The organism is Paenibacillus sp. FSL P2-0121, from assembly GCF_037975345.1.
GTDB lineage: Bacteria > Bacillota > Bacilli > Paenibacillales > Paenibacillaceae > Paenibacillus_AQ > Paenibacillus_AQ odorifer.
The window spans coordinates 3,042,513-3,055,339 of sequence record NZ_CP150245.1; the positions used below are offsets into that span (position 1 = coordinate 3,042,513).

General features: G+C 42.6%; 14 protein-coding genes and 1 other annotated feature. Of the genes, 7 read left to right on the forward strand and 7 right to left on the reverse strand.

Annotated features, from left to right (window positions below):
• Positions 1 to 26: 26 nt before the first annotated feature.
• Entirely contained in the window at positions 27 to 314 is a 288-nt protein-coding gene (locus MKY54_RS13390; RefSeq protein ID WP_076125983.1) for a hypothetical protein, read from the reverse strand.
• Between the two features lie 162 nt (positions 315 to 476).
• Positions 477 to 1,622 carry an MFS transporter gene (locus MKY54_RS13395; RefSeq protein WP_076183499.1) on the reverse strand — a complete coding sequence of 382 codons (1,146 nt, stop codon included), beginning with the start codon at positions 1,620 to 1,622 and terminating at the stop codon, positions 477 to 479.
• A 191-nt stretch (positions 1,623 to 1,813) separates the two neighbouring features.
• Here MKY54_RS13395 and MKY54_RS13400 point away from each other — a divergent pair, with 191 nt between their 5' ends.
• Complete coding sequence (locus MKY54_RS13400) at positions 1,814 to 2,578, forward strand: exodeoxyribonuclease III (RefSeq protein WP_076279814.1); 765 nt, start codon at positions 1,814 to 1,816, stop codon at positions 2,576 to 2,578.
• Positions 2,579 to 2,645: 67 nt separating this feature from the next.
• On the opposite strand, the gene MKY54_RS13405 is transcribed toward MKY54_RS13400, so the two are convergent.
• Positions 2,646 to 4,085: a serine hydrolase gene (locus tag MKY54_RS13405; protein ID WP_339190722.1), complete on the reverse strand. Its 1,440-nt coding sequence runs from the start codon at positions 4,083 to 4,085 to the stop codon at positions 2,646 to 2,648.
• Positions 4,086 to 4,172: 87 nt separating this feature from the next.
• Entirely contained in the window at positions 4,173 to 5,270 is a 1,098-nt protein-coding gene (locus tag MKY54_RS13410) for a VanZ family protein (RefSeq protein ID WP_339190723.1), read from the reverse strand.
• A gap of 191 nt (positions 5,271 to 5,461) precedes the next feature.
• On the opposite strand from MKY54_RS13410, the gene MKY54_RS13415 reads away from it, so the two are divergent.
• The 3 genes from MKY54_RS13415 to MKY54_RS13425 all read left to right on the forward strand — a co-directional run bounded on the left by MKY54_RS13415 (position 5,462) and on the right by MKY54_RS13425 (position 7,708).
• A complete protein-coding gene (locus MKY54_RS13415; RefSeq protein WP_076125990.1) occupies positions 5,462 to 5,809 on the forward strand; it encodes a hypothetical protein in 348 nt (115 codons plus the stop codon).
• A gap of 103 nt (positions 5,810 to 5,912) precedes the next feature.
• A complete protein-coding gene (locus MKY54_RS13420) occupies positions 5,913 to 6,371 on the forward strand; it encodes a hypothetical protein (RefSeq protein WP_076125991.1) in 459 nt (152 codons plus the stop codon).
• 104 nt (positions 6,372 to 6,475) lie between these two features.
• Positions 6,476 to 7,708, forward strand: coding sequence for an aminopeptidase (locus tag MKY54_RS13425; RefSeq protein ID WP_076189916.1), 1,233 nt, complete (start codon positions 6,476 to 6,478; stop codon positions 7,706 to 7,708).
• A 69-nt stretch (positions 7,709 to 7,777) separates the two neighbouring features.
• Here the strand turns inward: MKY54_RS13425 and trpS are convergent, their stop codons facing one another.
• A complete protein-coding gene (gene trpS, locus MKY54_RS13430; RefSeq protein WP_339190726.1) occupies positions 7,778 to 8,773 on the reverse strand; it encodes a tryptophan--tRNA ligase in 996 nt (331 codons plus the stop codon).
• Positions 8,774 to 8,875: 102 nt separating this feature from the next.
• Positions 8,876 to 9,157: a binding site (T-box leader), on the reverse strand.
• A 197-nt stretch (positions 9,158 to 9,354) separates the two neighbouring features.
• On the opposite strand from trpS, the gene MKY54_RS13435 reads away from it, so the two are divergent.
• Positions 9,355 to 9,780 (forward strand): hypothetical protein, encoded by a 426-nt coding sequence (locus MKY54_RS13435; RefSeq protein ID WP_036686349.1) that lies wholly within the window; start codon positions 9,355 to 9,357, stop codon positions 9,778 to 9,780.
• A 150-nt stretch (positions 9,781 to 9,930) separates the two neighbouring features.
• Here MKY54_RS13435 and MKY54_RS13440 read toward each other — a convergent pair whose 3' ends face one another.
• Positions 9,931 to 10,314: a winged helix-turn-helix transcriptional regulator gene (locus MKY54_RS13440; RefSeq protein ID WP_076125996.1), complete on the reverse strand. Its 384-nt coding sequence runs from the start codon at positions 10,312 to 10,314 to the stop codon at positions 9,931 to 9,933.
• 225 nt (positions 10,315 to 10,539) lie between these two features.
• On the opposite strand from MKY54_RS13440, the gene MKY54_RS13445 reads away from it, so the two are divergent.
• Both MKY54_RS13445 and MKY54_RS13450 read left to right on the forward strand, forming a co-directional pair.
• Entirely contained in the window at positions 10,540 to 11,076 is a 537-nt protein-coding gene (locus tag MKY54_RS13445) for a sigma-70 family RNA polymerase sigma factor (protein WP_036686352.1), read from the forward strand.
• On the forward strand, positions 11,069 to 12,190 hold the full coding sequence (locus tag MKY54_RS13450; protein WP_339190729.1) for a DUF4179 domain-containing protein: 1,122 nt from the start codon (positions 11,069 to 11,071) through the stop codon (positions 12,188 to 12,190). The genes MKY54_RS13445 and MKY54_RS13450 overlap by 8 nt, the downstream gene beginning before the upstream one ends.
• Positions 12,191 to 12,603: 413 nt before the next feature.
• Here MKY54_RS13450 and MKY54_RS13455 read toward each other — a convergent pair whose 3' ends face one another.
• Entirely contained in the window at positions 12,604 to 12,756 is a 153-nt protein-coding gene (locus tag MKY54_RS13455; RefSeq protein WP_339190731.1) for a hypothetical protein, read from the reverse strand.
• Positions 12,757 to 12,827 lie beyond the last annotated feature (71 nt).

The following is a 12,827-nucleotide window of genomic DNA, read 5'->3' on the forward strand; positions in this document are numbered from 1 at the left end:
AGCTAGAGATGCTTAATGCTACACTATTAGAAATCTGATGTTGAAATTTCAATAGTTCCGAATGTGGTGCCAGCAGGAGTACTTAAGAGTGCAGCTACCAAAAGGGCATGAACTGCAAGCGTAAGGCTATTGAATGCTGGAATCGTGTATGTGATAACTGGAGCATTCACACGAGTGATTACTAAATCTACTGGGAAGTTGGAGTTGTTGTTCACAGTAACAGCAGCGTTAATTCCACCTGCAAGGTTTTCATAATAAGATTTACCAATGACAGGGGCTAAATTGAAATATTGAAGCGGTAATACGATGGCCATAGTAACGACCTCCTTTTCGTTTGATAGGATATTCTATGTTGAAAATCTATTAATGCTAGAGCGAATGCCATGGTGAATTAGCACTTTTTAATAGAAAAAACCGGGGATGTCCAATAGCCACTTAGAAAGCGGCTGGGACATCCCCGGTTTATTTTCGTACGCTTATTCCGTTTTTTTACGATAAATCAGATACAGTATCAATCCGAATAGCATGCCGACAAACGACATTGCGGAGATCGTTAAGTAAAGAGCTTTACCCCCAAAGGCATCATATAATGCCCCACCAGCATAAGAAGCCAGGATACCTGATACACCGAAGAACAATAGTGCAAGGACGGTTTGCCCTGTAGCACGCCATTCCTCGGGTACAATGCTGTAGAGGTATTGAATAGCAGCCGAGTAGAACACAGGGAAGGTAAGAATTTGCAGAATCTGCAAATACGCTAACAAGTGTGGATCAATGATCCAAGCTGAAATCAAGAAACGAAGGAAATAGAAGGCTCCGGAAATCGATATGATAATCAGTTCTTTTCCTTTTCGCAACCACCAGAAGCTTAATGCAAAGACAATGATTTCACTTATTGCCGCGAGGAAAAATGATTGGCCTACCAGTTGAGGACTGCCACCAAGCTCACGAATATAAACTCCAATAAATGTATCGTTCATTCGTGCGGGTACAGAGCTAATAAATATGAGCACCAGAAACATCAATGTCTTTTTGTTGCCAAAAAAGTGCTTGAGGCTATCCAGCGTGACCGGCTTACCTGTGACGGGGGCATCTGGCATGTTCCAGCTTACTATAAAGCTTATAAGGCAAATGGCAACAAACAGAAGAGCTATTCCATGAGAGCCGAAAAAACCAAGCACATAGCCAGTAATCAGAGCCATTACACCATAACCTAGCGCACCATATGTACGGATAGAACCATAGCTAATTCCAGCCGCCTCAGAGACTCGGAAATTCAAGCTTTCTGTCAGCGGATCAATGGGCATCAAGAAGAAATACAGCAGCATAGCAAAAAGAATGAGAACAACGTAACTGCTGGAATCGAACAAAAAGTATCCGGTTACCGCTGAGCATAACAGCAGAGCTAACAGCACTTTGCGGATGGTTTTTGTTTTATCACTGATCATCCCCCATAAAGGCTGGGCAACGATGGTAACAAAACCACCAGTTCCAATAATGAAGCCGATTTGCGATGGGCTTAGACCTTGTTCACTTAGATAGACTGGCAGAAAGGGAATAAACATGGCTAGCAGAGCAAAATACAAAAAGTTAAACCCTCGTAAAAGATTTGGTGCATTCATAAGTTTTTTTACCTCACGTGTTAGAAAATTTGTATAGAGTCAATTTTGCTATTGTATCATGGATAATAAATGATTAGGATATAAATCTATTCGCGGAACTGCTCAAGATGACCCTAACCCTCTATAAATTTCTGGCCGTAATATGATAAACTGGTTACTATTAAAGCAAAATGCAAGGAGAAACGTTAATGATAAAGTTGGTATCATGGAATGTGAATGGTCTTCGGGCCTGTGTGAAAAAAGGGTTTGATGATTATTTTAAGGAAGTAGAAGCAGATATTTTCTGTGTTCAGGAGACGAAGCTGCAAGAAGGGCAGATTGTTCTGGAACAGGGTGAAGAATACTATCAATATTGGAATTATGCAGTGAAAAAAGGGTATTCAGGCACAGCTATATTCACCAAAATCAAGCCGATCTCTGTGAGATACGGAATGGAAGAGGATGAAGAAGCGGAAGGCCGGATTATTACGCTGGAGTTCGAACATTTTTATCTAGTGAATGTGTATACACCAAATGCCAAACGAGATCTGGCTAGATTGGATTACAGAATGGAATGGGAGGACCGTTTCCGCAATTACCTTCTGGAACTGGACAAGCTAAAACCAGTCGTTGTATGCGGCGATATGAACGTAGCCCATCAGGATATTGATATCAAAAATGCTAAAGCTAACCGCGGAAACTCTGGCTTTACCGATGAAGAAAGAGGAAAAATGAGTACGCTGCTGGAGTCCGGCTTCATAGATACCTTTAGATATTTTCATCCAGAGCTTGAAGGTGTTTATTCATGGTGGTCTTATATGCCCAAGGTGAGAGAACGGAATGTAGGCTGGCGGATTGATTATTTCCTAGCTTCTTCTAGACTTGCACCTAATCTGCTGGATGCCCAAATCGATTGCCACATTATGGGGAGCGATCATTGTCCGGTCATCCTCAAGCTTGCTGATTTCACAGATTAGAATCGAATATTTAAAAGGCCGCTAAGTCTCTTTAAAGGACGAAGCGGTCTTTTGTATTCATTAAGAATTATAGTCTGCCAATGATCTCAGGGAATTCAGTCGGTCCCATATTCACATTAAACTTTTGTTTAAGAATTAGCTGATTCTCTAGTAAGATTATTTCAAGAGTTATGCAGAAAGGCATTTCAATAAACAATAAAGTAAGCTGTAGCTGATCATCAGCAACCCAAGTAAAGCTGGACATGATTCGGTTCAAGGAAGCATCAATGACCTGTGCGAAGCTTTCGAGCCATTTCCCTCGACCAAGACAGATCACAGAATCCTCTCCAGTCTTAAATTGTAAAGTAACTGCAGCTTCGTTGTTATTGAAAGAGATAGAGAAGGTGTCCAAGGCAAATTGGTTGTCATCGAGCTTATAGGTTAAGCCGTTTATTCGTTCTTCTTGTGATGAAGAGGGCTGCAGTTGTGGCGGTTGGATAGATAAATTCTTTAATTGTTCAACCAAGTGGGCAGAAGCAGCCGGCTCTAATGGCAAGGGAGCTGGCTTCATCGCGGGAAGCAGATGTTCCCACACAGCATTCAACATTCCTTGTATACTGTCTGATGCAGCAGTAGTAATAATTACGGCATCTTGCTCCGGAAGCACAACACAGAGTTGACCGAAGGCGCCATCTGCCCGGTAGCCACCGTGCTGGCATTGCCAGAACTGATACCCATATCCCATTGCCCAGTCATGATCACCTTCGCCATTGGAAATATGTTTGGAAGTAGCCTCATTAATCCACTTTTCAGGCAGAACCCGTTGATTATTCCAGATTCCTTTTTGTAAGTATAGCTGGCCGAATTTAGCGATATCCTCGGTTGTAATGTTTAAGCCAAATCCCCCTGTGTTAATTCCACGTGGACAAGACTCCCACGTTGCACCGTGAATGCCCAGAGGAACGAAGAGGCGCGGTTCTAAATATTCTAGCAGTGTTTGGCCAGTAACCCGTTGAAGGATCGCGGCCAGCATGTAAGTAGCACCGGTATTATATAGGAAATGTGTACCCGGTTGTTTCTCGACGGGGACGGAGAAGAAAGCTTTCACCCAATTCCCGTCGGTACTTTTGCGAAGGGTGTCCATAGTATCCACGACATGCCCGGTACCCATCATCAATAGATGTCTGATTGTCATATTGGATAGATTCTCCGTGATAGTCGAAGGAGCCTCTTCAGGGAAAAAGGAGAGGACAGAATCATCGAGGGTGACAAGTTTCTCAGTAACAGCAAACCCGATTGCGGTTGAGGTGAAGCTTTTGCTTAGGGAAAATAACATATGCGGAAGAACGGACCTGTAAGGAGCCCACCAGCCTTCAGAGACCACATAACCATGTCGTAATAGCATAAAGCTGTGCAGGCCTAAATTTTGTTCTTCTACTGCACTAATAAAGTTGGATATTGCGGTTGATGAAATCCCCTGTTCTTCTGGAAGACTTCTAGATAACTGCAAGCTGCTTGTGGTTTCCATACGCTCATCTCCTAAATTTTGAGAATGCTCACCTCCTAATTCTATAATAATTTCCAATGTAAAAATACCATTTAAATAATAACTAGTTTAGCTTTCTACAGGGCTGTTGCTGGATACATCAGATTGGAGCCGTTTCTCTGGCCAAGAAATAACATGAGAAGTTCGACTTAGTTTCTCATATATTAGCTGAGTTTCTTTTTTGAATATACTAATGACTAAATGAATAAAGAAAGCCAAGTCTATCAATAGAACAAACAGATGAATAAGCATATTCCATACGGAGGAAAGATGCCCTAGAAGGGCGGAATCAAGCAAAAGAGCGTGAATCCCAAGCAGCACCCAATATAGCAGGCCATATCTGATCATCAGAGCCCAGAAAAAAGCATGATTCCCGCTGCTCTTCACCCGAATCCGCACCATCCATTTCCCTAAGGTCCGTCCGCCCGTGAGAGCCGGAACAAGCATGAAGTAAATACCAGTTACAATCCAGAAGGCAGCTTTTATATCGAATCCGAAGAGTACCCCAAACCCGATGCTCCACACCATACTATCGATTAGAAAAGCTATTCCTCTGCGGGTATAGGAGACTCTTTTGGCAGAGCGGTCAATGTTTGTATCCAGTTGTTCTATACGTGGCAATAGCCCGGAGATCCAAATGGAAATTCGAAATCCAAAAATCCCTCCGATTGTGTTGGTAATGAGATCATCGACATCAAAAAGACGGTAAGGATGATCGAAGAAACCATAAATTCCTGTAATCTGCGTGATCTCAAAGGACAAGGAAAAGGCAAAGGATAGTAGAATGCACACGACCCAGCGTGTACGAAAATAATAGCCCAAAAACATTCCAAACGGTACGGTCAATGCAACGTTAAAAATGACCTGTAAAAATGCAGGCTCACGCAGTAATGACCAGTAGGTCGAGATTTGATCAGAGATGATTGACGATCCATCCACAATATCCTGAATAAACTGAAGGGGAATGAATTGGACGATACTCCCAGAAGGTGCTGCATTGTGCCGGGAGGATGGAAAAGGAAGCAAGACAAGAAAATAAGCGTTCATCAGATAGAGCAGCAGCAGATATAGGATTAAAGCTCTAAGCTTATGTATATAGCCATGTCTGCGGTATTGCACGATAAGAAAAGGTAGTGTGAAGACCAGCGCTGCTATTGGAAACATCATGAACGCATACGAAATTGGAAAAAAGTACGAATGAAACATAAGTCACCTGCCGTGGAATTGTTTTTATAAGAAATTTGACTCTACTTGGAAATAAGCTATCCCCGGCTCATTATAAGTTTTTATGATAGGGAACTCAACTAATTTATCGAACGTTTCCGGCATACATATGTCTATGAAGGAGCGTGAAGTGGATGGAGAAAAAGGTTCAGCAGTATTATCGGCTCAAGCAAAAGCAAAAGGATATTGAAAAAGAATTGGCCGAGCTTCGTCAGGATATTTTAAATTATTGTAGTCAGCAGGAAACTAACGAGACTGAAATTGGCAGCTATAAAGTGAAGCTGGTCGTGCAAAACCGCAAAGAATATGATGATGCAAAGTTATATGAGACCTTATCAGACCCCGAAGTGTGGCGTTTGCTCTCCAAATCAGATCCGGCAAAGGTGGCAAGCTTGACCAAGTTGAATGTAATTTCAGAGGATAAAATCATGCATACTTATGCTTTGAAGACAGTGACACTGTTACAGGTGGATAAAAAATAGGGATTGAAGTGAGCGGTTCCTCGCGGGAGCCGCTTTATTTGGCTCATAACTGTCCAGATTAAGGAAATATGTTACAGTATTAGGGTGGAAGGGAGGTTGAATAGTGAAAAAAATAATCATCGGGGGCGTCATGGGCTTAACGATTTTACTTTTTTTCTTCTTTATTTTGCGGCATAATAATCAATCACTTGAGGTGAAACCGGATATTATGTTCCCAACAACGGAATACAGGGTGACTGATAGTAGTGCTCCAGGATTACCTATACTTATAACTGCTGAAGGGGCGGATGTTATTAAGATACAGGCTACATCCGGCAATTTATTGTTATGGAACCCCCCTGACTACAAGGTGCATAACAAAGGTCTTGAGCTGAAAATCAAATCTGGAGATCAAATTTATTGGAGTCCAATGGATGGGGAGAATAAGCAAATAGATGAACCTCAGGATACCAAGATCACAGTGATGGCTTACCACAATAACAAGCAGATCGGAACGTCCATTGTAGAGATTCATAAGAATGATCTAGGTGTCTATACAGGCGAAATACCTGAAGTGAAGTAGCTGAGAATCTAAATCGAATCGCAACTATCCTCGTTTTGCGTTAAAATAAGAAGTGAAGCTGACCGAGTGCTTATAGCAACCCTAGAGATGGAGGAAGAGAATTCATGAAAGATTTTGAAGTAATGCTGGAGAAATATGCGAACCTAGTTGTAAAAGTAGGAGTAAATGTACAGCCTGGACAAGTCCTTATGGTACATGCACCGATAGAAACCGCAGAACTTACTCGCTTGATTGTAGCGAAAGCCTATGAAGCGGGAGCTAAATATGTAATTGTTGACTGGGACGATGAAGCAACTACACGGATCCGTTATGAAAAAGCCCCAGAGGATTCTTTCGATTACTATCCACAGTGGCAGGCTGAGATGATGGAGAAATTCGCGGAAGAGAATGGTGCCATCTTACATATTAAAGTACCTGATCCTGAACTGTTTAATGGCATTGATTCTTCTAAGGTATCTAGAGCAGTCAAAGCAGCGGCTGTTGCTCGCAAGAACTACTCCAAATATACTCGGAACAGCAAAATCAGCTGGTCTCTGGTCAAAGCGCCAACACGTGCTTGGGCGAACAAGGTTTTTGCCGATCTTCCTGAAGAAGAGCGGGTAGAGGCGATGTGGGAAGCTGTATTCCAGATGAATCGTGTGGGCAGCAATGATCCGGTAGCTGCTTGGAGAGAGCATATTGGTCAGTTGAAAGAAAGTCAGGACAGAATGAACGCTAAACGTTATAAAAGCTTACATTACCGTGCTCCGGGAACGGATCTGCATGTAGAGCTTCCGGAAGGCCATTTATGGCGCGGGGGTGGCGGTGAGAATGATAAAGGCGTATATTTTGTAGCTAATATGCCAACGGAAGAGATTTATTCCATGCCCCATCGTACTGGCGTTAATGGCACAGTTAGAAGCACGCTCCCTCTTAATTTGAATGGACGGTTGGTTGAAGGACTTTCATTCACTTTTGAAAAAGGGAAAGTCGTAGCTTATGAAGCTGAATCCGGACGCGAACATTTAACCTCACTGCTGGCAACGGATGAAGGTGCATCTTATCTAGGAGAAGTAGCCTTAGTGCAGCATGATTCTCCAATCTCTCGCTTGAACCGCATTTTTTACAATACAGGGATTGATGAGAATGCCTCCTGCCATTTCGCGCTAGGAAGTGCTTATCCTGTAAATATTGAAGGCGGCACAAAGCTTACGAACGAAGAGCTTGTGGCTAGAGGAGCTAATGTCAGCTTAACTCATGTCGATTTTATGATCGGTTCAGCAGAGCTGGATATTGACGGAGAGCTGGCGGACGGCACGATTGAACCCGTATTCCGTAAAGGAAATTGGGTGTTGTAAGGAGAAGAAAAAAGCCGGATCTCTTCCAATGAGATTCCGGCTTTTTTTGAGTGCCTATACTGGTCATTTTTAGATTGAAAAATAGTTAAGACACATAGCCTCACGTATTTCGGCCATTGTTTCTTGAGCAATGCTGCGGGCATGCTGTGTTCCAGAGATTAAGATTTCCTGCACAAGCTTGGGCTTAGTAGCATAATAGGAACGACGCTCTCGCATCGGTTCTATAAGCTGATCTAGAGCTGTCGAAATCAACTGTTTGCAAGCAGAACAACCCATGGTACCCCGCTCACAGCCTTCACGAATTTCGGTTACCCCCGCTGAGCGAAAAGCACCATGATAAGCAAAAATAGGACAGATATCTGGATGTCCAGGATCATTTTTATGCACACGCGCTGGATCGGTTGTGGCTTTTCGTATCTTAAAGATAATCTCTTCCTTAGTGGAGTCCAGCTCGATGGCATTGCCAAGGCTTTTACTCATTTTAGCGTTGCCATCCGTACCCACAAGCCTCGGAGTCTCACTGATCAGCGCTCTGGGTTCCACCAGTATCGGGCTGTACAGCTCGTTGAATCTGCGGACGATTTTACGGGTTAATTCCAGATGAGGGAGTTGGTCTTCCCCTACAGGAATTATCGTTGCTTTACAAAATGTTATGTCAGCAGTCTGACTAACTGGATAACCAAGAAAACCGTAATACAATTCATCTAAGCTCGAATTTTTCGATTCGGCTTTAATCGTGGGATTATGCCGTAAAGAATTCACAGTAACAAACATAGAGAACAAGAGGGTCAGCTCTGCGATTTCAGGGATCATCGATTGAATAAATATAGTTGTTTTCTCCGGATTTATACCCGCAGATAAATAGTCCAGTGTGATCTCATGCAGATGTTGACCCAGCAGCTGTGGACGATCAAAATGGGTCGTTAGGGCTTGAATATCCGCTAAAAACACAAAAGTTTCATATTGCTCCTGAAGGGCTACTCGGGTCTGCAAGCTGCCGGCGTAATGGCCAAGGTGAAGCTTTCCAGTCACTCGATCTCCAGTTAAGACACGTTCGTTCATCATATAAATTCCTCCTGTTATTTAGCATTTGGTTACACTCGAGTCGCCACCACCAGCCATCATCCATGGCCATCACCTCCTTTAAATGACAAAAAAACCTCATCCAATAAGGACGAAGTTGTCGTGGTACCACCTTAAATGATCGTGTCACCTTACGATTCTTGGCTTTCGATCTTCTCTTACCTGTACGGAGAGGTTGAATTTATTCTCGATACAGGTCCCTTGATAACGGCGGGAACCCCGGTTTTCCCTACTGCATCCATTAGATAGTTCGGAAAAACAACTATAAAGGCCATTCGAGCATACGCTGGTCACCGGTTCGCACCTACCACCGGCTCTCTGAAGACCATGTTCGTCTGTCTACTTACCCTTTGTCATCGTTGTTCATGATATGTGAATTATTGTAATGCTGAACAGGGGTGTTGTCAATGAGTAGAAATCGTATGGTGATTGACGAGGTATCTAGGTTTATATGATCTAGCAAAGTATACCTTAAATGTATATAATCATCAGGAATTAAGTCCAATCTATCATTGTGGATTCACAATATACTACTCTATAACCTTGAAATGGAGTGATGATAAATGGCGACAATAATAAGTTATGGGTCACAGGCAAAAATCCCGTTAGATCCGTTTACTACTGCTATAACGGTTGCAGGGATTCCTGGAGCTGGAGCGGGTTTAGCTACAGCGCAAGTAAATATTAGTCCGGCTAATCCGGCTTCTTTCTCCAGTAGAGTCGAGTTAAATGGAAGTTTTAGTCTTACTGCACTTGCTAATAGCCAATTTCTTGTTATCATCCGACGAGCTGGAGTCGATATTTATAGATCCTTTTATCGTTTTACTACAATTACTGATATTCAATTAAGTGCTCAGTGGGTCGATGGTGCTTATATTGGAGTCCACAACTATGAATTGGTAATTCAGAATGATAGCAACTTGCCTATCAATCTATTTGGACCCATATCATTCACAGCAACTGCTATTGGAGGAGAGGGCGTAATTTAAGTTATGTCTCTGTGCGCCATTTAAGGGACGGGTGAATCAAAGCTTTGGACAGTTGAATCGATCTGATTCAGCTGTCCTTTTTTCGTGGGCATATAATTGAAGTACAACTCTCACAGCATAAATCTCCAACCATTTCCTTGATATAGCGGTTTATTTATTTAAGATGTTATCCTCTAAAACAGCGTATTTATCACCGTATTGCTTAATGATATGTTGTTCTCCCCAATTACATAATGCAGTCAAAATATCGCTTAAACTATCCCCATATTCACTAAGCTCGTATTCTACTTTTGGTGGAACCTGATTATAAACAATTCGGTTGATGATTCCGTCTGCCTCAAGCTCGCGTAGCTGCTGGGTTAACATTTTTTGAGTAATGCCGGGCATCAACTGTTTTAACTCGGAGGTGCGTTTTTTGCCATGAGTTAAATGACATAGAATTACGCATTTCCATTTCCCTCCGATGACCTCTAGTGTGGCTTCAACAGAAATATTGTATTTTTTCTTGACAGTTGTTGTAGATGTTGTTGTCATGATAACCTCCAAGGTATGGGTACTTTTTAGCACCTATGGCACTTTTGAGTGCGTACTATTAATTATGTCCAATTTAACTCATCATAACATTTTTCGTTCAATTTTTATAGAATGCTATAATTTAGAGAGCTTTGGGCGAAAAAAAGTTAAGTGAAATAAAAACCGTTTCTATACCTCCCCCGTCTTAATCTATGAAAGGTTGAAGAGAGGAGGCTAAGGAAGGACATGACGATGACTAATGCAGAAATGAAAAAAGTAACGATTCTTGATACTCGGAGCGAGACGGATTTTTACGATTCGATATTGGTACATAGAGAACAATTGTACAGTATTGCTTATAGTTACTTGCGGAACCGAAACGATGCGCTGGAAGCGATGCAGGAAATGACTTGCCGGGCTTGGATTAAAAGAAAAACTTTAAAGGACCCCAAAGCATTCAAATCATGGATTATTCGCATTCTAATTTATGTCTGTATAGATGAACAAAGACGAAGAAAACGTTCCATGCCGCTGGTAGATGAAAGAATAGGAGAACAGGTCACACACATTGGCCATCATCGGATGGAAATGCTGTGGGCACTCGAGCAGGTTAAGCCCAAGTATCGCCATGTGCTGCTGCTAAAATACTACAACGATATGACCTTGACTGAGATCGCTAACATTATGAATAAACCCGAGGGGACGGTTAAGACTTGGCAGCATAAGGGGCTGAAGCAGTTGCGAACCATCATAAAGAATCGGGGTGAATGGAACAATGAGTAGTCAAGAGGAGCTTGCCATGTTAAGCGATGCCGAACGTATCCCACAAGAACAAAAAATAGAGAATGCAGCCGCTCAAATCTATGCGATCCAAGCAGGTTTGGAATTAGGCAAGAAACGTGGCAGAAGGTTAATGTTCACAAAAAGTGCGATGTCTGTGCTGGCGGCTGCAGTGATGATAGCGGGCTTGCTGTTCTTCAATCCAACCCAGTTGTTGCCACAGCAAGGGACTTCGAGTGTTGAAACGTTCGATTGGGGCGTATTGGAGCCTTTTAAAACATTGGCTGCAGCTGATATTGATGCTCTTACACTAGAGTCTGCAATCCGGAATGATTATGTACAAATCGTTAATAAGAGTGCTGAATCAAATGGATATAAAATTACTCTAAATGCTGTGCTTGCTGATGAAAATAAAATCATGCTGCTGTATACAGGGACAACAAGTGATGGTCAGGAAGTGTACAGTGTAAATAGTGTGAAGCTGACAGATGCTGAAACTGGACGAGACGTAATGGAGGAGAATGGGAATAGGGGCGGAATGGGAGCACACGCAGAGGGAACCATATATACTTGGCTCGGTAAAACTGTATTCTCACTGGACCGAAATAAACCAAGGCCAACAGATGTAGTGGCGGATTTTCAGATTGCCTCTGTAGACCCGGGAATGTTAAGTAAACCGAAAACAGGAACGGTTTTATCCGACATGCGGTATTCTGATCGTTTAAAAGTGAACTTCTCTATTGATCCTAAGTTTTGGGAGCAGAAGACGGAGACATTAGTTGTAGACCACCCCTTCATAATTGACGGACAGGAAGTAAAACTAGCCGAAGTCGAGCTTTCTCCGTTAAGCATAGCGCTCAAATTTACGATAAATGAGGAATTGCAAACGGATTGGATCGTCCGAAATGAACTGTTTCAAAAGCTCCCCTATGAGTTAACCGCGCAGGTTGGGAAGCGCGACATTAAAATTAATCCGAATTCTGGTAGTGGATCTGATGATGGATTTATAAGTTACTTCAGCAGTAATGTGTTGGATCACCCGAAGTCACTGCGACTGAAACTTAATGCGGGGGCAGATCGAGAGAAAGAAGAGTATATTGGTATTCTGAAAAAATGAGCGGTAAGCGATATTAGTGAATATGCGTTGGGAGTTGTAATATAGAAAAAGGCCGCAGGTTGCGGCCTTTTTGTTATTGTTGGGACATTATACTAACTTTGCGAGTTACCTTGTAACACCAAACACGCCACTTGTTAAATGAGAACAAACTCCTGATGCTCCTATCGGGACTGTATGTGCATAATGCTCCTCACGGGGTCTATAGGCGCTTAATGTTCCTCAGGCTTCTCATGTTCCTCACGTTTCTCATGTTCCTCAGGCACCTCATGTTTCTCACGCTTCTCACGTTTCACAGGCTCCTCACGTTTCTCAGGTTTCTCATGTTCCTCACGCGCGTAACACTCCTAACGGACCATATTGCAGCTATTTTCGCTTTTTGGACCAATTTGCTTAGTTTTCGGACTGCATAGCTCTTATTGGTCTAAATCCACACCAAAATTGAGCATATTGGGTTGAATAGCTGCATCTGTGTCCGATAGCACTGCGAAATGCCCGGATTCTTCGAAATAAGGGCTGCTGAGTCCGAACCATCTGGCCTCGTAAATACTGCACTGTAAAATCGTCATCTGAGCGTCTTAGCTATTTCGGGTGTACAAAAGTGGCGTTAGTGTGTCATTAGTGCGGTACAAATGAGTTG